18 protein-coding genes and 1 tRNA gene are annotated in these 19,015 nt (G+C 65.7%); 12 read left to right on the top strand and 7 right to left on the bottom strand.

Annotated elements, in window-relative coordinates; all coding sequences use genetic code 11:
• The first annotated feature begins 43 nt into the window (after positions 1 to 43).
• Positions 44 to 805, top strand: a complete 762-nt coding sequence (locus ACN2C7_RS11730) for an isocitrate lyase/PEP mutase family protein (RefSeq protein ID WP_419317170.1) — start codon at positions 44 to 46, stop codon at positions 803 to 805.
• On the opposite strand, the gene ACN2C7_RS11725 is transcribed toward ACN2C7_RS11730, so the two are convergent.
• Both ACN2C7_RS11725 and ACN2C7_RS11720 read right to left on the bottom strand, forming a co-directional pair.
• Complete coding sequence (locus tag ACN2C7_RS11725) at positions 802 to 1,440, bottom strand: DsbA family oxidoreductase (RefSeq protein WP_419317169.1); 639 nt, start codon at positions 1,438 to 1,440, stop codon at positions 802 to 804. The genes ACN2C7_RS11730 and ACN2C7_RS11725 overlap by 4 nt on opposite strands.
• Positions 1,441 to 1,448: 8 nt before the next feature.
• Positions 1,449 to 2,774: a diguanylate cyclase domain-containing protein gene (locus ACN2C7_RS11720; RefSeq protein ID WP_419317168.1), complete on the bottom strand. Its 1,326-nt coding sequence runs from the start codon at positions 2,772 to 2,774 to the stop codon at positions 1,449 to 1,451.
• Between the two features lie 265 nt (positions 2,775 to 3,039).
• Here ACN2C7_RS11720 and ACN2C7_RS11715 point away from each other — a divergent pair, with 265 nt between their 5' ends.
• The gene (locus ACN2C7_RS11715; RefSeq protein WP_419317167.1) at positions 3,040 to 4,170 is read left to right on the top strand and encodes a CaiB/BaiF CoA transferase family protein; all 1,131 of its coding nucleotides are present in this window, start codon (positions 3,040 to 3,042) and stop codon (positions 4,168 to 4,170) included.
• A gap of 215 nt (positions 4,171 to 4,385) precedes the next feature.
• The gene (locus ACN2C7_RS11710; RefSeq protein ID WP_419317166.1) at positions 4,386 to 5,333 is read left to right on the top strand and encodes a YihY/virulence factor BrkB family protein; all 948 of its coding nucleotides are present in this window, start codon (positions 4,386 to 4,388) and stop codon (positions 5,331 to 5,333) included.
• On the opposite strand, the gene ACN2C7_RS11705 is transcribed toward ACN2C7_RS11710, so the two are convergent.
• From ACN2C7_RS11705 to ACN2C7_RS11690, 4 genes are all read right to left on the bottom strand, one after another.
• Complete coding sequence (locus ACN2C7_RS11705) at positions 5,305 to 5,538, bottom strand: sulfurtransferase TusA family protein (protein WP_419317165.1); 234 nt, start codon at positions 5,536 to 5,538, stop codon at positions 5,305 to 5,307. The genes ACN2C7_RS11710 and ACN2C7_RS11705 overlap by 29 nt on opposite strands.
• Complete coding sequence (locus ACN2C7_RS11700; protein ID WP_419317164.1) at positions 5,531 to 6,271, bottom strand: pseudouridine synthase; 741 nt, start codon at positions 6,269 to 6,271, stop codon at positions 5,531 to 5,533. The genes ACN2C7_RS11705 and ACN2C7_RS11700 overlap by 8 nt, the downstream gene beginning before the upstream one ends.
• Positions 6,268 to 7,179, bottom strand: coding sequence for a class I SAM-dependent methyltransferase (locus tag ACN2C7_RS11695; protein ID WP_419317163.1), 912 nt, complete (start codon positions 7,177 to 7,179; stop codon positions 6,268 to 6,270). The genes ACN2C7_RS11700 and ACN2C7_RS11695 overlap by 4 nt, the downstream gene beginning before the upstream one ends.
• 58 nt (positions 7,180 to 7,237) lie before the next feature.
• A tRNA-Ser gene (locus ACN2C7_RS11690) sits at positions 7,238 to 7,327 on the bottom strand.
• A 281-nt stretch (positions 7,328 to 7,608) separates the two neighbouring features.
• Here ACN2C7_RS11690 and ACN2C7_RS11685 point away from each other — a divergent pair.
• The 6 genes from ACN2C7_RS11685 to ACN2C7_RS11660 all read left to right on the top strand — a co-directional run bounded on the left by ACN2C7_RS11685 (position 7,609) and on the right by ACN2C7_RS11660 (position 13,261).
• Positions 7,609 to 8,346: a septal ring lytic transglycosylase RlpA family protein gene (locus ACN2C7_RS11685; RefSeq protein ID WP_419317162.1), complete on the top strand. Its 738-nt coding sequence runs from the start codon at positions 7,609 to 7,611 to the stop codon at positions 8,344 to 8,346.
• Between the two features lie 54 nt (positions 8,347 to 8,400).
• The gene (gene tmk, locus ACN2C7_RS11680; RefSeq protein ID WP_419317161.1) at positions 8,401 to 9,027 is read left to right on the top strand and encodes a dTMP kinase; all 627 of its coding nucleotides are present in this window, start codon (positions 8,401 to 8,403) and stop codon (positions 9,025 to 9,027) included.
• 1 nt (position 9,028) lies between these two features.
• Complete coding sequence (locus ACN2C7_RS11675) at positions 9,029 to 10,033, top strand: DNA polymerase III subunit delta' (protein ID WP_419317160.1); 1,005 nt, start codon at positions 9,029 to 9,031, stop codon at positions 10,031 to 10,033.
• Positions 10,030 to 10,818: a TatD family hydrolase gene (locus tag ACN2C7_RS11670; RefSeq protein ID WP_419317159.1), complete on the top strand. Its 789-nt coding sequence runs from the start codon at positions 10,030 to 10,032 to the stop codon at positions 10,816 to 10,818. Before ACN2C7_RS11675 ends, ACN2C7_RS11670 begins: the two co-directional genes overlap by 4 nt.
• Positions 10,815 to 11,621 (top strand): MBL fold metallo-hydrolase, encoded by an 807-nt coding sequence (locus tag ACN2C7_RS11665; RefSeq protein WP_419317158.1) that lies wholly within the window; start codon positions 10,815 to 10,817, stop codon positions 11,619 to 11,621. The genes ACN2C7_RS11670 and ACN2C7_RS11665 overlap by 4 nt, the downstream gene beginning before the upstream one ends.
• 152 nt (positions 11,622 to 11,773) lie before the next feature.
• On the top strand, positions 11,774 to 13,261 hold the full coding sequence (locus ACN2C7_RS11660; RefSeq protein WP_419321457.1) for a phosphoesterase: 1,488 nt from the start codon (positions 11,774 to 11,776) through the stop codon (positions 13,259 to 13,261).
• Between the two features lie 187 nt (positions 13,262 to 13,448).
• Here the strand turns inward: ACN2C7_RS11660 and ACN2C7_RS11655 are convergent, their stop codons facing one another.
• On the bottom strand, positions 13,449 to 14,738 hold the full coding sequence (locus ACN2C7_RS11655) for a DUF5690 family protein (RefSeq protein ID WP_419317157.1): 1,290 nt from the start codon (positions 14,736 to 14,738) through the stop codon (positions 13,449 to 13,451).
• A 522-nt stretch (positions 14,739 to 15,260) separates the two neighbouring features.
• Between ACN2C7_RS11655 and ACN2C7_RS11650 the strand changes: the two genes are divergently transcribed.
• The 3 genes from ACN2C7_RS11650 to ACN2C7_RS11640 all read left to right on the top strand — a co-directional run bounded on the left by ACN2C7_RS11650 (position 15,261) and on the right by ACN2C7_RS11640 (position 19,006).
• Positions 15,261 to 16,397 carry a TIGR03364 family FAD-dependent oxidoreductase gene (locus ACN2C7_RS11650; RefSeq protein WP_419317156.1) on the top strand — a complete coding sequence of 379 codons (1,137 nt, stop codon included), beginning with the start codon at positions 15,261 to 15,263 and terminating at the stop codon, positions 16,395 to 16,397.
• The gene (gene phnX, locus ACN2C7_RS11645; RefSeq protein WP_419317155.1) at positions 16,394 to 17,221 is read left to right on the top strand and encodes a phosphonoacetaldehyde hydrolase; all 828 of its coding nucleotides are present in this window, start codon (positions 16,394 to 16,396) and stop codon (positions 17,219 to 17,221) included. Before ACN2C7_RS11650 ends, phnX begins: the two co-directional genes overlap by 4 nt.
• A 198-nt stretch (positions 17,222 to 17,419) precedes the next feature.
• Positions 17,420 to 19,006, top strand: coding sequence for an adenosine deaminase family protein (locus ACN2C7_RS11640; RefSeq protein WP_419317153.1), 1,587 nt, complete (start codon positions 17,420 to 17,422; stop codon positions 19,004 to 19,006).
• Positions 19,007 to 19,015: the final 9 nt, after the last annotated feature.

Below are 19,015 nucleotides of genomic sequence, written 5' to 3'. Positions count from 1 at the left end.
GTCACCATGAGGCACTATCTCTGACGGGTTCCCGGAGGATTTGATGTCGTCGCCCCAACTAGCCGCACGCCGCGCCGCCTTTCGCACCTTGCATGAGGACGGCTGTTTCATCCTGCCCAATCCATGGGACGCCGGAAGCGCCAGGCGTCTCGAAAGGCTTGGCTTCAAGGCTCTGGCGTCCACCAGCGCCGGGGCGGCCTGGGCCTTGGGGCAGGACGATGGCGGGCTGACGCGGGATCAGGTGCTGGCCCGTCTGGGCATGCTCTGCGGCGCGACGGATCTGCCGGTGAATGCCGACTTCGAAGCTGGTTTCGCGGATGAACCCGAAGGGGTGGCCGAAAGCGTGCGGCTGGCCATCGCCACGGGGATCGCCGGCCTGTCCATCGAGGATCGTATCGGGCGTGACCTCTACGAGCCGACGCTCGCGATAGAGCGGATCAGGGCGGCGCGGGCGGCGATCGACGCCAGTGGTGAGGATGTGATCCTGGTGGGGCGAACTGAGGGATTCCTGATCGGGCGCAAGGACTTGGCGGCGACTGTCGAGCGTCTTGTCGCCTATGCTGAGGCCGGCGCCGACTGCCTGTACGCTCCCGGAGTGATCGACGTCGCTTCGGTCGCCGAGATCGTCAAGGCCGTCGCACCCAAACCGGTCAACGTCTTGATGGCTTGGCCGGGCCAGGCCGTTCAGCCTCTGGCCGACGTTGGCGTGCGCCGGGTGAGCGTGGGCGCCGCTCTGGCCGGGGCCGCCTGGGCGGGGTTTGACATCGCGGCCAAGATGCTGGCCGAAGAGGGCAGGCTGCCCTAGGCGCGCACCGCCTGATCAATGGCTTCGGCGATCCGTTCCGGCGATTCCGCCCCGACGACCGCGACCTTGCCGCCGAAGATCACATAGGGCACGCCGGTGACGCCGCCCTGCACCGCCATGGAATGCTCGCGGGTCACCGACTCCCGGTCGGCGCCCTCGGACAGCAGTTGCAGCACGACCAGCCGCTCCATGCCGGCAGCTTCAGCGATATCGGCCAGCACCATGGGGTCGCCGATATCGCGGCCTTCCGTGAAGTAGGCGGCGAACAGGGCCTCGACCACCGCGTCCTGGACGCCGGCGGTCAGGGCCCAGCGGATCAACCGATGGGCGGCGTTGGTATTGGGGGATCTGTCGATGACGGCGAAATTGAAGGTAATTCTGTCATCGGCGCCGCCAGAGACCAGGGCCTCGTGCACGACCTTCAGGCGTTCCGGATCCTTGAACTTGCTGGCCATATAGGCCTTGCGGTCGACGCCTTCCTCGGGAAGCGTAGGGTCCAGCTGATAGGGCCGCCAGATCAGCTTGGCCTCGATATCGGGCCGCAGAGCCATCGCAGCCTTCACGCGCCGCCAGCCCAGATAGCACCACGGACAGACAACGTCGGCGACAACGTCCACGATCATCGGCTGGTTCATCGCGGGTCTCAGCTGGCTTCGCGCTGCAGGGCCCGGGCGGCGGCCCGCTCCAGCGCCTTGACCGGCCCTTCGCCGGCTTCGATCTGGGAGACGCCGATGTCGAATTCGCAGACGAACGGCGGCCGGTCCTCGCCGGCGTCAAAGGCGGTGCAGCCGATGACCGCAGCGATCCGCTCGGCCGCAGCGCGCGCGGCGTCCTGGTTGGTGGCGGGCAGGGCCAGGGCGAAGACCTCCGGCGCCAGGCGGGCGGCGGTGTCCTCGACGCGGACAAGGCGGCCGACCATCGAGCCGATCTGGGGTATGGCGCGGTCCAGCCAGCCATTCTGACGCGCCCAGACGGTCTCAGGCTTGTCGGCGACCCGTAGGACGCAGATGGACAACGGACGGGAGCGCTCCCGCGCAGCGGCCGTCAGGCGCGCCAGGTGGGCGGCGAACAGATCGCGCGTGAAAAGGCCGGTGGCGGCGTCCATCAGACCCGAACTGCGGGCCTTTTCCAGCGCCCCACGGATCGACTCGCCACGCCGGTAGTTTCTGGCCAGTTCCATCACCCGGCGCGCGGTTTCGACCTCCGGCGTCTCTGGCGAAGCGACGTCGGAAACGCCCCGGTGGAAGGCCTCCGACATGGTCACATAGCTTTCGGCCTTCAGATACAGCATGGCCGGAATGTGGAAGAGGCGCGTGTTGCGACGCATGCCGGCCGCGATCGACAGGGCTTCCTGCTGGTTGTCGCCGGCCCACAGCACGACGGAATCGAAGGCGCGCTCGTGCAGGTAGTCGAACGCAGTATAGGCCGTGAAAGCGCCCACGACTTCCGCGCCGCTGCGCTTGAGGGCGTTGGAAAGCGCCAGGAACTGCGGGGCTGGCTCACCGACCGCCAGGATGCGGAACGGCGAGGGCTGGGGTTCGGGCAGGTCCATCCGGCGACCGCGCTCGCCGAAGGTTTCGAGCCGCAGCTCGAACTCCTCCTCGGCGATGGCTGTACGAACCAGAGACTCCAGACGCAGGGCCGCCTGGGACGGATGCAGCGGCGGCGAAAGCGTCAGGTCGAAGGCCTGGCTCTGCTGCCCGCCGTCGAGTTCGCCGATGGCGATTACGGGAAGGCGGCGCGGCGCGACAGCGGCCTTGAGGCGACGGGCGAGCGACTGGGTGTCGGGACCCGCGCTGGCGAGGTCGACGATCACGGCCTCGATCGGCAGGTCGCCAAGCGCTGCGAGGGCGGCATAGGGCCCACGCGCGGTGATGGTCCGCCAGCCAAGCCGGTCCAGCCCCTCAGCCAGGGGGCCGGCGCGCAGGTCGTCGCGCGCCACGATCAGGATTCGGGCGTCAACCGCCACACTCTACCTCCGCCCGAAATCCAACTAACGCCGGCCGCACTCGACCGTCGGGATTCGACGCCGCAACATAGCAGAGGCGCTCACGGGTGATAGGGACGCAACGTCGCGCCGGTGTGGTCAAATTGCTTTTGGACAATCGCCATGCGCGATGTCGCCCCGCACGTGATCTCCGAGCCCTGGCGCCAACAGCCGCTTGCATGACCGAACGTCAGGACCTTTCTAGTCGATCCAACGGCTGCGCCGAAGAGTCGATGAGGAGACCACCATGGGCCAGGGGCCACTTTCAGGACTGAAGATCGTGGAGTTCGCGGGCATCGGTCCCGGTCCGTTCTGCGGCATGCTGCTGTCCGACCTTGGCGCTGACGTGATCCGGATCGACAGGAAGGGGCAGGGACGAGGGGGATCGCCGGCCGATGTCACCGCGCGCGGTCGCCGGTCTGTGGCGCTGGACCTGAAAAATCCCGCCTCCATCGAGACGTGTCTAAAACTGCTTGAAAGCGCTGATGGCCTGATCGAGGGCTTCCGGCCGGGCGTCATGGAGCGCCTGGGCCTTGGCCCGGATGTGGCGCTGGCGCGCAATCCCAAGCTCGTCTACGGCCGCATGACCGGATGGGGGCAGTTTGGTCCTTACGCCAAGGCTGCCGGCCACGACATGAACTACATCGCCATCACCGGGGCGCTGGACGCCATTGGCACGACGGAAAAGCCGGTCCCGCCCCTGAACCTGGTCGGCGACTTCGGCGGCGGCGCGCTCTATCTGGCGTTTGGCCTGCTGGCCGGCGTGATCCATGCCCGGGCGACGGGGCAGGGCCAGACGATCGACTGCGCCATGAGTGATGGCGCAGCCTCGCTGATGGCCATGTTCTACGGTTTCAAGGCGGGCGGCATGTGGAGTGAGGGACGCCGGTCCAATCTGCTCGACGGCGGCGCGCACTTCTATGACACCTATCAATGCCGCGACGGTGGCTGGATCTCGATCGGATCGATCGAGCCACAGTTCTATCTGCTGCTGCTGGAAAAGACCGGCATCACCGATCCGCAGTTCCAGCACCAGATGAGCCGCGAGGAGTGGCCGGAGCTGCGAGACAAGCTCGCCGCCGTGATCCGCACCAAGACTCGCGATGAATGGTGCGACCTGATGGATGGCACGGACGTCTGTTTCGCGCCGGTCCTGTCGATGGCGGAAGCGCCTGCGCACCCTCACAACGCGGCTCGAGAAACCTTCGTCGAGGTGGCTGGCGTGGTGCAGCCTGCGCCCGCGCCGCGTTTCTCGGCCACACCGGGAAAGATACAGGGTCCTCCGCCCTCGGTTGGGGGCGACAACGACACCGCACTGGCGGACTGGGGCTTTTCCGCCGAGGCGATCGCAAACCTGAAGACCACCGGCGCACTCTGAAAGCTGTCTGCCAGGCTATTGTCGTCGTTCAGCGTCGGTTCAGCCGCCGGTCCCTAGTTTGATCAGGTACCGGGCGTTGCGCCATCCGTCCCTCGATGTGGCGTTCGGTTTCAGGCTTGTCCTGCGGAGACGCGTCGCCTTCCCTGAGGCGGCGCGTCTTTGTCGTTGCGGCCGCGGGGTTGCGCCGGGAGAAGAGCGCGGGCAGGTTCCGGCCGATGCAAGACCCCCAACCCATCCGATGGCGCGATCTGGATCTGGACCCGATTCACTGGGCCCGCGAGGTCCTGCGCGTTCTTGGCCTTGCCCTGGCTCGGATCTGGGGGCGCGATGTCATGCTGTATGTCGGCGGCGTATCGTTCTTCGCCCTGCTTGCGGTCTTTCCCGGCCTGGCGATTCTCATCGGCCTCTACAGCCTTCTGCTGACGCAGCAGCAGGCCGCCGCCCAGGCGGAAAACCTTGCCGAACTGATGCCGTCGGGCGCGCGAGCGATGTTCGAGAGCGAACTCACCCGCATCGCCCACGCACCCGAACAGGCCGTTTCGGCCCAGAGCGCGGTCGTCCTGGTCATCGGCGCCTATGCCGCCCATCGCGGCTTCAAGGCCCTGTTGGCCGGTCTCTCGTTCATTCATGACGAGGAAGACCAGCGCGGATTCGTCGGCTTCAACCTTATGGCCCTGTTCGTGCTGATCGCCGCCTTTGGTCTGTTGTTCGTGATGTCCGGCATTTTTCTGATCTTCCGGCTGCTCGGAAGCGCGCTTCATCTGCGCCCGCTCGAGGGCGTTCCGTGGGTCCAGAGCGAGTGGACCTGGGCCAGCCTGGGCGTCGTGATCGGCATGACGCTGATCTACCGCTACGCCATGTCGCGCGCGCCTGTCGGCTGGCGGGCGTCGACTGCGGGCGGCGTCGCCGCGGCGGTCCTTTGCCTGTTCATGTCCTCCGCCAGCGCCTTCTATGTCGATAAGGTCGCCCAGCTGGGCGCCACCTACGGCTCGATCTCGGCGGTGATCATTTTCCTGATCTGGCTGTCGTGGAGCGTGAACGCCATCTTCCTGGGCGGCGCCCTGGCCACTGAGGTGGAGATCGCTCTGGATGAACGTCCCCGCGCCCTTGTTGAGGGACCGCGAGGCGTAACGCTCAAGACGCCTTCAGCACCAGAAAGCTGATCGCCCCGGCGTCTTCATCGGTGATCGCGACAACCGTCGCGCCGATACTTGCGGCAAAGTGTGGAACGTCGATACGCGCTAGCGGATCATCGGCGATCAGTCGCACCTCACTGCCCGCCGGCGCAGCTTCCAGGGCCCGCCTCAGGCGCAGGGTCGGCACGGGGCAGCGATGTCCCCGGGCGTCGACGAGGACGGGATTACTCATCACCAAAGACCCGCTCGGCCTCGTCGGCAGTCAGGATCCGGTGCTGTCCCGGCTCAAGGTCGGCGGGCAGGACCAGACCACCGATCCGCTCCCTGTGGAGCTCGACCACATGGTTGCCGACAGCCGCAAACATGCGCCGCACCTGATGGTAGCGACCCTCTGTAATGGTCAGGCGAGCATGATGGGGATCGATCACAACCAGGTCCGCCGGCAGCAGGGGCTTTTCCTCGCCGTCCAGCATCAGTTCGCCCGCAGCGAACAGCGCGCCCTCCAGCCCACTCAAGGGGCGGTCGAGCGTCGCCAGATAGGTCTTGGGCACATGACGTTTGGGCGAGATCACCCGATGCAGATAGTCGCCATCATCCGTGATCAGGATCAGGCCGGAAGTGTCCTTGTCGAGCCGTCCCACGGTCGAGAGGCCCGGATCCCGAATGCGCCAGCGACGGGGAAGCAGGTCATAGATGCGCTCCCCGTCTTCCTTGTGCGAGCAGACCACGCCCAGTGGCTTGTGCATCAGCAGCACCAGTGGCGCGGGCGGATCGACCGGCGCGCCCCGGATGGTCATGCGTTCCGGGAGATCAGGGGTGACGGCGACCTTGGTCCCGACGTCCTTCAGAATCTTTCCGTCTAGCACGACCTTGCCGCTGGAGATCAGCGCTTGGACGTCCTTTCGGCTGCCATAGCCCAGATTGGCCAGCAGCCTGTCCAGCCGCGCCATCAGGGCCTTGGTCACTTGCGGGCCTCGTAGACCTTGTAGCCGTTGGTCTCGCCGGCCAGCCGGACCTTGGCGAAATGCTCGTTCAGGATCGCTTCGTAGGGCAGGTGACGATTGGCCACCAGCCAAAGGTCGCCGCCTTTGCGCAGGTTGGCGGCGGCTGTCTTGATGAAGGCCTGCCCCAGTGAGCGATCCTCGCCGCCGGTTTCATGGAACGGCGGATTGGTGACGACGAAGTCGAGCTTGTCCAACGATGTGGCGGCTTGGCGGACATCGTCCCAGACGAACTCCGCACGTGGGTCTTCGATATTGCGGCAGGCCGCGTCGATGGCGCGGCGATCCAGATCGATCAGCGTCAGTTTGGTGACCTTCGGCGAGGCCAGAACGCTGCGGGCCAACCAGCCGATGCCGCAGCCGAAATCGGCGCCGACGCCGGAAAGCGGCGGCAAGGTTTTCAGGAGCAGATCGGTGCCGGGATCCAGTCGATCCCAACTGAAGACGCCTGGCTGCGTCCACAGGTCGTCGGAGGCGCGGCGCGGCGCTCCTGCCTCGATGGCGGCTTCAAGCCCGACGGGGTCAGCGGGGCGAAGCGCGACGCAGATGCGATTGTGTTTCTTGGAGCTTTCGCCGACCACGCAACCGAAGGCCTCAAGCTCCTTCTTCAGTCGCAGCCCGCCGCGATCCTTGGGCCCGAACGCCGTCAGGCGGCCGTCGATGGCCAGGGTCCGTAGCGCATGGGCAAGAACGAACCGGCGCTCGACCACGCCAGCCGGCGCGCGAATCGCGAAAGCGTCCAGTGACTGATCCGGGATCGAAGCCAGATCCGTTGCTCCGGTCACCATGGGGGAGACCTGGATCGCGTCTGCGGCGACAGGCGCCAGATCGTGATCGGCCAGGCCGTAGAACGCGGTGCGAGCTGTAGACATTGGAATCCTGGACTTCCGCCGCGCCAGATCCTGCGGGTCCAGCGCGGCGGGGAGGGTGTGGCGGACAGAGTGGGATTCGAACCCACGGTAGACTTTCACCTACGGCGGTTTTCAAGACCGCTGCCTTAAACCACTCGGCCATCTGTCCGGAGCGGCGGCTATATCAGCGCGCCCCCGCCTTAACCAGACTGCAAAACAACTGATGCATGCTGAAAGTTCGGAAGGGCTCGCCCGCGTCGGAAAGACGTCAGCATGGTTGTGGATCAGCATCTTTGGCGCGTCCTGAGGAGCGCCGGCCTGGTGGCTATGGCGGCCGCTAGCCTGGCCGCCTGTTCCACGCCAAAGCCGCGCCTGGACACCAGGATCGACAGCAACAGGCACGTGTCGTCTTCGCCGCGCGGACCCATGGTGTCGCCATCCGGAAAGCCCTTGAGAGGAACCGAGAAGCCCTATCAGATCAAGGGGATCTGGTACTATCCCCAGGCCGACCCTGACTATGACGTCAAGGGTATTGGCTCCTGGTACGGCGAGCAGTTCCACAACCGCCGCACGGCCAACGGCGAGATTTTCGACATGGATGCCGTCTCGGCGGCGCACAAGACCTTGCCGTTGCCCAGCCTGGTCGAGGTGACCAATCTCGATAACGGCCGCAGGATGGTGCTGCGTGTCAATGATCGCGGCCCGTTCGTGGGTGATCGCGTTATCGACCTGTCGCGCGCCGCCGCCGATCAGCTTGGCTATCGTCGTCAGGGTGTGGCCCGGGTGCGGGTGCGCTATGTAGGCCCAGCGCCGAAATCGTCATTTGGTGGGCGCCAGTATGCCCAGGCGCCCGCGCCGCCTCCACCTCCGCCGCGCCGGGAGCCGCCAAGGCAGGATGCTGAGCCGGTCTGGCCCGCAGAGCCGCCGCCGATCCCCACCCAGATCATTCCCGCGCGGCAGGCCGCCTTCAAGGTCCAGGCCGGATCCTTCTCCAGCCGCGAGAACGCCGAGCGCGCCGTGGCGCAGCTGAAGACCGCAGGACGGGCGACAATCGAACCGCTTGAGCGCGCCAGCGGCACGCTTTACCGCGTCACCGTTTCGGCCGGCGAAGATGAGCTCCAGGCCTGGTCTCTGCGGGATCGCGTGGCGGCGCTGGGCTATTCCGGGGCCACCGTCCTGCGTCCCTGATGGGGTGTCGCGAGGCCACTGGACAATCGACGCGATCCGGCCGAATTGAGGCGGGTGATGCGCGGATCATTCATCAGTTTTGAAGGCGGGGAGGGGGCTGGAAAGTCGACCCAGATCCGTCGCTTGGCCGACCGCCTGACAGCGGCCGGCTTTGACGTTGTGCTGACCCGCGAACCGGGCGGCAGCCCTGGCGCCGAGTCGATCCGCGAGCTACTGGTGAACGGCGACGCCGACCGCTGGTCGCCCGTGACAGAAACGCTTCTCATGTACGCCGCCCGCCGGGATCATCTGGAGCGGGTGATCCGCCCGGCCCTGGATCGCGGAGCGATGGTGCTATGCGACCGCTTCGCCGACTCCACTCGCGCCTATCAGGGCGCTGGCGGAGATGCCCCGGCTTCCCTGATCGCGGCGCTTGAGGATCACGTCCTGGCAGGCTCCATTCCTGATCTGACCCTGATCTTTGATATTCCCGCCACGATTGGCCTCGATCGTGCGGCGTCACGCGGCGGCGCGGCGCGATTTGAGTCCAAAGGGCTGGATTTTCATGAGCGTCTGCGGGCCGGATTTCTGGCGATCGCCCAGAAGGAGCCTGAGCGTTGCGCCGTGATCGACGCCAACGGCACGCCTGACCTAGTGTTCGAGTCGGTGTGGGACGTGGTTTCGACCCGCCTGAGCCTCTGAAATGGATGCGCCGCCGCACCCACGCGATGTCTATGGGCTGGACGGTCTCGGGGCGGCCGAAGCGTCTTTCCTTGACGCTCTGGGGCGCGGCCGCCTGCATCACGCCTGGCTGCTGGTGGGCCCCGAGGGGGTAGGAAAGGCGACCCTGGCCTATCGCATGGCCCGCCGCCTGTTGGGCGCGCAGCCCGACCCTTCCCATGGCCTGCTCGGCGCGGCCCCCTCTGATGTGGTCAGCCGACAGGTCGCCGCCCGCTCACATCCCGATCTTATGGTGCTGGAGCGCGCCACCGACGACGGCAAGGCGCGCAAGTCCATCCCGGTCGACGAGGCGCGGCGCTTGCCCGAGTTCTTCGCCAACTCGCCGGCGATCTCGCCCTATCGGGTGGCGATCATCGATGCCGCCGACGATCTGAACGTCAACGCCGCCAATGCGGTGCTCAAGACGCTGGAAGAGCCGCCTGCGCGCGGTGTCATCCTCTTGGTCAGTCACGCCCCCGGAAAGCTTTTGCCGACCATCCGTTCGCGCTGTCGCCGACTTGTCGTGCCCGCCCCGGGCGTGGAGGCGGCGACGAGCATGGTCGAGCAACGGGCTGGGCTGGCGCATCGCGACGCCGAACGCCTGGCCCGCATGGCGCATGGTGCGCCGGGCAGGGCGCTGCAACTGGCATCCTGCGGCGCTCTGGCCATGGACGACGCCGCCAGCGAGATTCTGCGGGGCCTGCCCGCCATTGATGAAGGCGCCCTGCTGGCCATGGCCGACACCTTTCGCGGCGGCGAGGGCGCCGCGCGCTTCGAACTGCTGTTCGAACGCCTGGCCGATCAGGTTCACGCCATGACCACCCGCCTGGCGACGACCGGGTCTTCGCCTGCTCTGGATCGTTGGGCGGCTGTCTGGGAGCGCCTGTCGCGCTGGCCCGGGGAAGCCGAGGCCATCAACCTGGATCGCGCCGATGTTTTCTGGAGCGCCATCTCGGACTTGCGCGCAGCGGCCAGGACGGCGATGTGAGCCGCATGCTCATCGACAGCCACGTCAATCTCCACGCCCACCAGTATGACGAAGACCGCGACGCGGTGATCGCCCGCGCCCGCGAAGCCGGGATCGGCCTGATGGTCACCATCTGCGACAAGGTTTCGTCATTCGAAGCGGTCCACGCCATCGCCATGGCCGAGCCCGACATCTGGTGCACGGTCGGCACCCATCCGCATGAAGCCAAGGAAAATCCTGACCTCTCGGTCGAGGCCCTGGTCTTGCTGGCCAGCCGGCCGCGCGTCATCGGCATCGGTGAATGCGGCCTGGATTTCCACTACGACTTCTCACCCCGCGATGTGCAGGCCCAGGTGTTTCGCACCCACGCCGCCGCCGCCCGCCAGACGGGCCTGCCGCTGGTCGTGCACACCCGCGAAGCCGACGAAACCATGGCGCAGATCCTCGAAGAGGAGCATGCGCGGGGCGCGTTCAAGCTGCTGATGCACTGCTATACCAGCGGTCCCGAACTGGCCGCCCGCGCGGCGGCCTTGGGCGCGTGGTTCTCCGTTTCCGGCATCGCCACGTTCAAGGCGGCCGAGGAGGTCAGGGCGATCATTCGCGACATGCCCGCTGATCGGATCATCGTTGAGACCGACTGCCCCTATCTCGCGCCCGTGCCGATGCGCGGCCGTCGCAACGAGCCGGCCTATCTTCCCCATATCGTTGACAAACTTGGCGATATTCGCGGCTGGACGCGCGCCGAGACTGAAGCGCGCACGGAGGACGCCTTCTTCGCCCTGTTCGACACGATACCGCGGCCATGACGGGCCAGCTGGAATTCACGATTTTGGGTTCAGGCTCCTCGGGCGGCGTACCGCGAGCCGACGGTGATTGGGGCGATTGCGATCCGGCCGATCCGCGCAATCTGCGCACGCGCTGCTCGCTGCTTGTCCGTCGGAAGGGGGAAGGCGGCCCGCTGTCCGAGACGACCGTCGTCGTCGATACGTCGCCTGATTTTCGTCTCCAGGCCGTAGCGGCCGGCGCTCGGCGCATGGACGCGGCACTCTTTACCCACGACCATGCCGACCAGGCGCACGGGATCGACGATCTGAGGCCATTCTTCCTCAATCAACGTCGGAAGATCCCGACCTATATGGATGAAGCCACGCATGCCGGGCTGACCCGTCGCTTCGAGTATGTGTTTGAAACGCAGGGCGGATATCCGGCCATATGCGAGCCCAGACCCTTACCGTCACACGGCGTAGCCTGGAGCCTGGACGGGCCGAGCGGTGAGATTCCGGTCCGGAGCTTTGACCTGGATCACGGCAATATCCGATCTGTCGGCTTCCGGTTCGGCGGCGTGGCCTATACGCCCGATGTGGTGGCCATTCCCGAGGAGAGTTGGCCCGCATTGACGAACCTGGATGTGTGGATCGTTGACGCCCTGCGCTGGACGCCGCATCCGACCCACGCCCATGTCGATCGGACCCTTGAATGGATTGCCCGCGCCAAGCCGCGCCGCGCGATCCTGACGAACCTTCATATCGATCTGGACTTCAATCAGTTGTCGTCGAAGCTACCCGTCGGCGTAGAGCCTGCGTTCGACGGCATGCGCGTGGTGATCTAGCCGCCTGCGGTTCCACGCGGTCCGCTTCCGACGCGTGGAATGCACTCGCCGCCCGTTCTGGCGCCTGCGATGGAAGTGTTGCAATTCATCGCTAAGGCGAGCCCATGCAAAAACCTGTTCTGCCTGTTCATGGTGGTCCGCGCGCCCGGGCCTTGAAGGTCGTACCTTTCCTTCTTGGCCTGATCGCGACGCCGCAATCTCCGTTGCATGCCCATCCTGGCCACGCCGTTCGACCGGTCGCGCCCAAGGCGCAATCCCACCGACCCGTGGATCCTCAGAAACGACAGTGGCTGGCTGGCGACCACCACGTCCACAGCTGGTTCAGCGTTGGGGTCAAGCCGGCGTCCGATCCTTCCCAACCGCCAGAGCTGATCAAGGCCGGTGACGCCAGCAATCCCATCACGACCAACGCCAGCATGGCCGTCAGGCACGGCCTGTCCTGGATGGTCGCGACCGACCATGGCGGGCCCAACCATTCAAAGCTGAACCGGGACGAAGCCTATCCCGAACTGCTCCGCGCCCGGAACATGACCCCTGAACTGCTGCAGTTCTGGGGCATGGAACTCGACACCCCTGCAGCCGAGCATTCCAGCCTGATCCTTCCCCGGTCCGCTTCGGAACGCGACGTGCTGTTCGGGATAGAGAGCCGGTACAATCGGCGTGAACCCTGGCCGGCGGATCCCGCCCGCGACGAGGAGGCGTTCATGCTGGACGCCCTGCGCCACATGCAGGCGCTGCCTCAGCCGCCCGTCGTCATCGCCAACCATCCGTCCCGCTCCGCCACCGGGGTCGGCCGCTATGGTCTGGTGTCACCGTCTGAACTGCGCGCCTGGAACGATACAGCGCCCGAGGTCGCCGTGGGCATGGAAGGCGCGCCCGGCCACCAGGCCACCAGCCTGAAGCCGGATGGCGCCATCGATCCCAAGGGTGATCGGGGTGGCTATTCGCGAGCGCCAACCATGGGCGGCTTCGACCAGATGACGGCGCGGCTGGGCGGTTTTTGGGACTCCATGCTGGGCGAGGGGCGTCGCTGGTGGATCACCTCCACCTCGGACTCCCACCGACACTATACGGACGGCGGCAGTGACTTCTGGCCCGGCGAATATTCCAAGACCTACGTCAAGGCCGAGCACACCTATGACGACGTCCTGGACGGTCTGCGCCATGGCCGGGTTTTCGTGACCCTGGGGGACCTGGTCTCCGAGGTGGAGGTGACCGCCACGACGGCCGATGGCGCTCGACGGGCCGAGATCGGCGGACGGCTGGAGGTTGATCCTGGCAGCGACGTGACGGTCATCATCCGCGTACGCGACCCGGCGGGCAAGAATTTCGGCGGCCATTCGCCTGATGTCTCGCGGATCGACCTCATCCAGGGCGACGTCCAGGGACCGACGGCGGATCGTAGCCGGGATTCTAACCCGACCACCCGGGTCATCCGCAGCTTCTCGCCCGGCGCCTGGGCGCGGGAGCGTGAGGTTCTGTCCATGACCTATGTGCTGAAGGACGTTCGGCGATCCAGCTATGTTCGCGTGAGGGGCACGAACGGTTCTGAGGTCGAGCCGCAGCCGGATCCGCTGGGAGAAGACCCGTGGTCCGACCTGTGGTTCTACGCCAACCCTGTCTTCATCACCGTCCGGTGAGCCGCGCCTGCGGAACGATACCCAAGCGCGGTGAAGCGCTTTCGTAGCGCTCCATCACAGAGGTCTTCAGTCCGACGCCAGCGTCAGCGCAATCGCCGCGACAGGCTCCGGCAAAGAAGCTGTCGGTGTTCCGGCCATGCTGCTGGTCAGGCGACCGTCAGTTGACCCCGGACGACGCCCTCTATGATCATGCCTGTTGATCGCGAGAGCCGGCGGCCGTGACCTTGAAGAACACCGCTGCAGCGGCAGTGCAGACGATGCCGACGATACTGGTGGCATAGGCGCTGGCGGTGAAGAACCGCAGCCAGTCCAGATCGACCATCGCGAAATTGCGCCAGACCAGCAGGGCGACGCTTCCTAGATAGCCCGACGCGTCGGCCAGATAGATCAGGAAGCCGGCAGTGCCGACCTGGCCGCTGAAGGCGATCATCCGATCGAACAGCATCGCGTTGAAAGGCGTGTAGGCCATGTACAGGCCTGCGCCCGTCAGGATCATCCAGGTCAGCGGCGACAGCAGTTGGGCCTGGAAAGCCAGGGTGGACCCGCCCAGCAGCACGAAGCCGGCCAGGATCACCGCGTGCATGACCAGCAACGCCCGGAGATTGTCGCGAACCACGATCACGGCGGCCATGACCACCAGGGCGATGACCGCGACGGGCAATTCACTGGCGGTGAAGACGCTCGAGGCCTCGCCAAAGCCCATGGCGCTCCAGATCTCGGCGGCGAAGTTGTCGCGGAAATCGCGGAACGCGGTCAGCAAAACATAGGCCAGAACCAGCAACACCACGCCGGGGCCATAGGCGGCCATGAAGGCCCTGCGCTGAACCTTGTCCATCGGCTGCCGTCGTACGCGCGCGGCCTCATCGTCGGCGCTGGGCGGGGGGAGCTGGGTCAGGGCCCAGACCGATACCGCCAGAAGCGGCATGAAGAGCACGCCGGTGGCGGCGGGCATCCAGAAGGGCGTGAGGTGGTGCTCGACCATCAGCCACTTGCCGACCGACTTCACAACGCCAGAGGACAGGATAAAGCTGGCGCACAGGATCGCGCCCAGCACCTCCGATGTCCGCCGGCCCTCCATGTAGCCAAACACCAGGCCCCAGATCATGCCGAGCGGCAGGCCGTTCAGAAACAGGGCTCCGACGTTCCACGGCGCAGGCGTGACCGCGAACAGGACCAAGGCCAGCCAGGACAGACCGATCAACGCCAGGATCGCCTGTCCCCGCCGCGCTGGGGAGATCTCGGAAATGACCTTTATCCCGATCATCTTTGAGATCGCATATCCGGCGACCTGGGCCAGCACCAAGGCTATCTTGTAGTCTAGAACGAACGCCCATCCGTCGACGGCCCCGAACGTCGCGGCTGCAAACGGCTTCCGGAAGGCGTACATTGAGAAGTAGGCGCAGAAACCGGCCAAACCGGCGAAGAGCGTGAAGGCGAACGGGTGCGCTCGCTCAAGCCAGCGTGGCGAAATCGTCATGGAAAATCCCCAGATATAGAGTTTGGTCTATACCAATTTCGTGGCGGTTCGGTGACGTCCGCCTTTGGAGTTGGGCTATGTCGACATTTTTCTTAAGGCGTCTTGGCTCGTGGGCGCGAGGGCTGAGCGTGGAGGGCCCAGCTTTACCTCCCGTATCGCCGCGCCTGCGAGAAAATGAAGCGTCTCCCGCTGCTGCATGACCTGGTCGGGCCGACACTCGAATCCTGTTGGATAGGAGGATGAGAACCAAGGCGCATGTGGTCAAGCAACCGGATCAGACCATCAGCGAGCCCGCAGGGCCATAGCGGGAGCTTCACGAAAAATTCGTCGAAATAGCAGCGTAATTGGTCTATACCAAACGACGGGCAGATTCTGGCGCTGTCATTGTTTTAGCGATGTTTCTGGCGAGGCGCGGCTGGCGCTGCGCCTGTTCCGGGCAGCGAAAATCGCGTCGGCAGCCCCTAATCTGGCTGAGTCGTTCGCTTGTGATCCGGGGCGTCCCCTTGGAGGGAAAAGGTAACCATGCGGCAGGAAAAATTCGATCTGGCCGTAGTCGGTGCGGGCATTGTGGGACTGGCTCACGCCTTGGCGGCCGTCCGGCTGGGCAAGCGCGTGGTCATCGTCGACCGCGACGCCCAAGCGAACGGCGCGTCTGTGCGCAATTTCGGCTTTGTGACGGTCACGGGCCAGGCGCGGGGCGAAGTCTGGTCGCGCGCGCGGCGGTCCAGCGCCGTTTGGGACGAGGTGGCCGCCGCCGCCGGTATCCCGATTGTTCAGCGCGGTCTGACCGTTCTCGCTCGACGCCCTGAGGCCAAGGCGGTCCTGCAGGCCTTCCTTGAGACCGAGATGGCCGAAGGCTGCGACTGGCTCGATGCCGGTCGGTTTGACGGCCGACTCCCAGCCACTGCGAAAGGGCAGGGAGCCTTGACCAGCACAGGGGATCTTCGCATCGAGTCCCGCGAGGCTATTCCGCGCCTGGCCCATTGGCTTGAGACGGCTCACGGCGTGACCGTTCTGCGCGGGGTGGCAGTGTACGGCGTCGAGACGGGACGACTGGAAACGGGAGCCGGCGACATCCTCGCCGACACTATCGTGGTCTGTCCGGGCGACGATCTCAGCACGCTGTTTCCGGGCGCTTTCGCCGGGGCTGCGGTCACACGCTGCAAACTGCAGATGCTTCGACTGGCCGATCCGGGGTGGCGGTTGCCGTCGCCGGTGATGTCCGACCTCAGCCTGGTGCGCTATCTGGGCTATTCGGCTCTGCCCCAGGCTGGGGCGCTGCTGGAGCGACTTCAGGCGGAGCAACCCGAGCACTTGGCGAACGGCGTGCATCTGATCGTGGTTCAAAGCGCCGATGGCTCGCTGGTGGTCGGCGACAGCCACCACTATGCGGCGACACCAGACCCCTTCAGCCACGAGCACGTCGACCGACTGATCCTCGATGAGTTTGCTGCAGTGTTTGGTCAGGTCGCGCCGCCGGTCGTCGAGCGTTGGACGGGGACCTATGCGTCTGCGCGCGGCCACAGTCTGGTGGAGGCGCCGATGAGCGGCGTCCGTCTGGTGGCGGTCACGAGCGGAACCGGGGCCTCCACGGCGTTTGCCCTGGCTCAGGATGTCATCGCCGACCTCTACGACCTTGAAGCTGGAAACCTGACATGACGCTGAACGCTATCAAGGCGGTTGTCTTCGACTGGGCTGGCACCGTGATCGACTTTGGGTGTCGGGCGCCGGTTGTGGCGCTGATCCAGGTATTTGGCGACAACGCCGTGAAGATCACTGACGCCGAGGCCCGGATCGATATGGGCAAGGCAAAGCGCGATCATATTCGCGCCCTTCTCGCCATGCCGCGAATCGCCGGGTGCTGGCGGGAGGCGCACGGCGTTCCCGCGACCGAGGACGATGTTTCGCGCCTGCATGACGCGGTGGAGCCGATGATGCGAGCGGCGGCCCGTGACGCGGCGCTACTCATTCCAGGCGCAGCCGAGTTGAGCGCGCGGCTAAGATCAGATGGCGTCAGGATCGGTTCGTGCACTGGCTACACCCGAGCCATGATGGCCGATATTCTGCCATTGGCCGCCGAGCAGGGCTATTCGCCCGACGTCGTCGTTTGCGCTGGCGAGACGAGGGAAGGGCGCCCCTCGCCTTTGATGATGTGGAAGGCTCTGGTCGAACTGGGCGCCTGGCCAGCCGGTGCGTGTGTCAAGATCGATGACGCCACAGTGGGCATTGACGAAGGACTCGCTGCGGGAGCCTGGGTGGTGGGCCTATCGGCGTCCGGCAATGGAGTGGGTCTTTCCCGAGAGGCGCTTGCCGCGCTTTCGCAGGGTGAGCGCGATAGGCGCATCGCCGCCGCTGCTCAGGCGCTCGAAAGATCTGGAGCGCACTATGTGGTCGAGAGCGTAGCCGATCTGGGCCCGGTCTTGGATGACATCGCGGCGAGGATCGCCGCCGGTGAGGCGCCGGCAAAACGCATCTCGCTTTGAGCTGGCTCTGATCAAGGACAGCCGCAGCCCTGAGACGTCCCATTGTCGCTGCCTCCAACCGAATTCGGCAGGCAAGCGATGGCGAGCCTGCTCGCTCATTGGTCGCCGTCGCGCCGTTTGGCGTCCCCGGCATAATTGTGCGTTTGCCAGTCGGGGCAAATCACAGTGGGAAGGATGTGAAACTTAGGAGCGTGGACGATGAGGGCGAACAAGGCGCGTTTTGGGGCCCTGTTGAGTGTGGTGTTGGTCAATGGGCTTTTGGCCGCGACGGCCACTTGGGCCGCGCCCGCGTCGTCAATCGAAGGCAAGGCGGCCGCGCGATTCGACGCCGTCGTCCACGATCGCGCGCAGCTGCGCCTGTTCCTGAAAAACATGCCCAAGGGCGGCGACCTGCACAATCATTTGTGGGGCGCGCCCTATGCCGAGGACTTCCTGGCCTGGGCCGCCGCTGATGGCCAGTGCCTCACCACCGGCGCGAAACCGGAGATCGTGACGGGGCCCTGCGACGGTCCGGGAAGGACTTCGGCCAAAGATCTGGGGCGGCGCGATCCGGCCCTCTACAACCGGGCGATAGACGCCCTGTCGATGCGAAACCATGCGCCCGGCGCTGATGGGGCGGCGGCTTCCGGACATGATCAGTTCTTTTCGACCTTTGGCAGGTTCGCTGCGTCGGCCGTGCGCAATATGGGGCCGATGATCGCAGTGACCCGCGACTATGCCGCCGGTGATCGTGTCAGCTATGTCGAGAGCTCTGCCAATCCAAACGCCATGCGGGCCTTCGCCGTTGCGGGACAGGCTGATTGGAACGGCGATTTCGAGGGCGCTTTCGCGCGACTGGCGCCCGGACTTGCGCCCATGGTCGCAGAGGTTGGGCGTGAGATGGACGCCGCTCTCGCCGATGCCGACCGGCGCCAGGGCTGCGCACCGGGCGTTGCCGCCAAGGTGGGGCCGTGCGGTGTGATGCTTGGCTTTCAGCCTTTCGTCGAGCGGGCTCAGCCGCCGGGCTTTGTCTTTGCCCAGATGTTGGCGGCTTTCGCCCTTGTCGAAGCCGACCCTCGCTTCGTCGGGGTCAACATCGTCAATCCCGAGGACGACCCGATCTCGCTGGCCGACTATTCGCTGCATATGCGGATGTTCAGGTTCCTGGCCGCCCGCTATCCCAAGGCGCCGCTGTCCCTGCACGCCGGCGAACTGACCCTGGGTCTGGTCCCGCCCCGCGACCTCACCTTCCACATCCGCGAAGCCGTCGAGGTCGCCGGCGCCAAGCGGATTGGCCATGGTGTGGATATTGCCTACGAGGACGACGCTGAGGGGCTCCTGGCGCGCATGGCCCGCGATCGCGTGGCGGTAGAGATCAACCTGACCAGCAACGACGTCATCCTGGGCGTAAAGGGCTCGGATCATCCCATCGCCCTCTATCGCAAGGCTGGGGTGCCTGTGGTGTTGTCGACCGACGACGAAGGCGTCTCGCGCATCGACATGACGCACGAGTACCTGCGGGCCGCCACTGAGCATGGCCTGCGCTATACTGATCTCAAGGGCATAGCCCGCGACAGCCTGGAGTACGCGTTCCTGCCCGGCGCCAGCCTCTGGATCTCGGAGGGTGTTCGCGTTCAGGCCTGCGCAGAGACCGGAGAGGTTTGTGACGCGTTCCTGGCCCAAAGCGTCAAGGCGACGGCGCAGTGGAGGCTCGAGCAGGATTTCGAAACTTTCGAGCGTTCGTTCAGCAATCGCCAGGGCCCGAACCGCTTAAAATCTCGATTTACGCTAAAGCGCGCGCAGTAGAAATCTGTT

Origin of the sequence: Caulobacter sp. ErkDOM-E, from assembly GCF_048541895.1 — a bacterium.
Lineage (GTDB): Bacteria > Pseudomonadota > Alphaproteobacteria > Caulobacterales > Caulobacteraceae > Caulobacter.
The sequence above is the reverse complement of the archived record's forward strand: the minus strand, read 5'-3'. Positions and strand labels throughout refer to the sequence as shown.

Coding starts and splice junctions, on each gene's coding strand:
- ACN2C7_RS11715 (WP_419317167.1), top strand. CDS start 3,040: ATGGGCCAGGGGCCACTTTCAGGACTGAAGATCGTGGAGTTCGCGGGC.
- ACN2C7_RS11705 (WP_419317165.1), bottom strand. CDS start 5,538: ATGAGTAATCCCGTCCTCGTCGACGCCCGGGGACATCGCTGCCCCGTG.
- ACN2C7_RS11650 (WP_419317156.1), top strand. CDS start 15,261: ATGCGGCAGGAAAAATTCGATCTGGCCGTAGTCGGTGCGGGCATTGTG.
- ACN2C7_RS11675 (WP_419317160.1), top strand. CDS start 9,029: ATGGATGCGCCGCCGCACCCACGCGATGTCTATGGGCTGGACGGTCTC.
- ACN2C7_RS11730 (WP_419317170.1), top strand. CDS start 44: ATGTCGTCGCCCCAACTAGCCGCACGCCGCGCCGCCTTTCGCACCTTG.
- ACN2C7_RS11695 (WP_419317163.1), bottom strand. CDS start 7,179: ATGTCTACAGCTCGCACCGCGTTCTACGGCCTGGCCGATCACGATCTG.
- ACN2C7_RS11655 (WP_419317157.1), bottom strand. CDS start 14,738: ATGACGATTTCGCCACGCTGGCTTGAGCGAGCGCACCCGTTCGCCTTC.
- ACN2C7_RS11665 (WP_419317158.1), top strand. CDS start 10,815: ATGACGGGCCAGCTGGAATTCACGATTTTGGGTTCAGGCTCCTCGGGC.
- ACN2C7_RS11710 (WP_419317166.1), top strand. CDS start 4,386: ATGCAAGACCCCCAACCCATCCGATGGCGCGATCTGGATCTGGACCCG.
- phnX (WP_419317155.1), top strand. CDS start 16,394: ATGACGCTGAACGCTATCAAGGCGGTTGTCTTCGACTGGGCTGGCACC.
- ACN2C7_RS11640 (WP_419317153.1), top strand. CDS start 17,420: ATGAGGGCGAACAAGGCGCGTTTTGGGGCCCTGTTGAGTGTGGTGTTG.
- ACN2C7_RS11725 (WP_419317169.1), bottom strand. CDS start 1,440: ATGAACCAGCCGATGATCGTGGACGTTGTCGCCGACGTTGTCTGTCCG.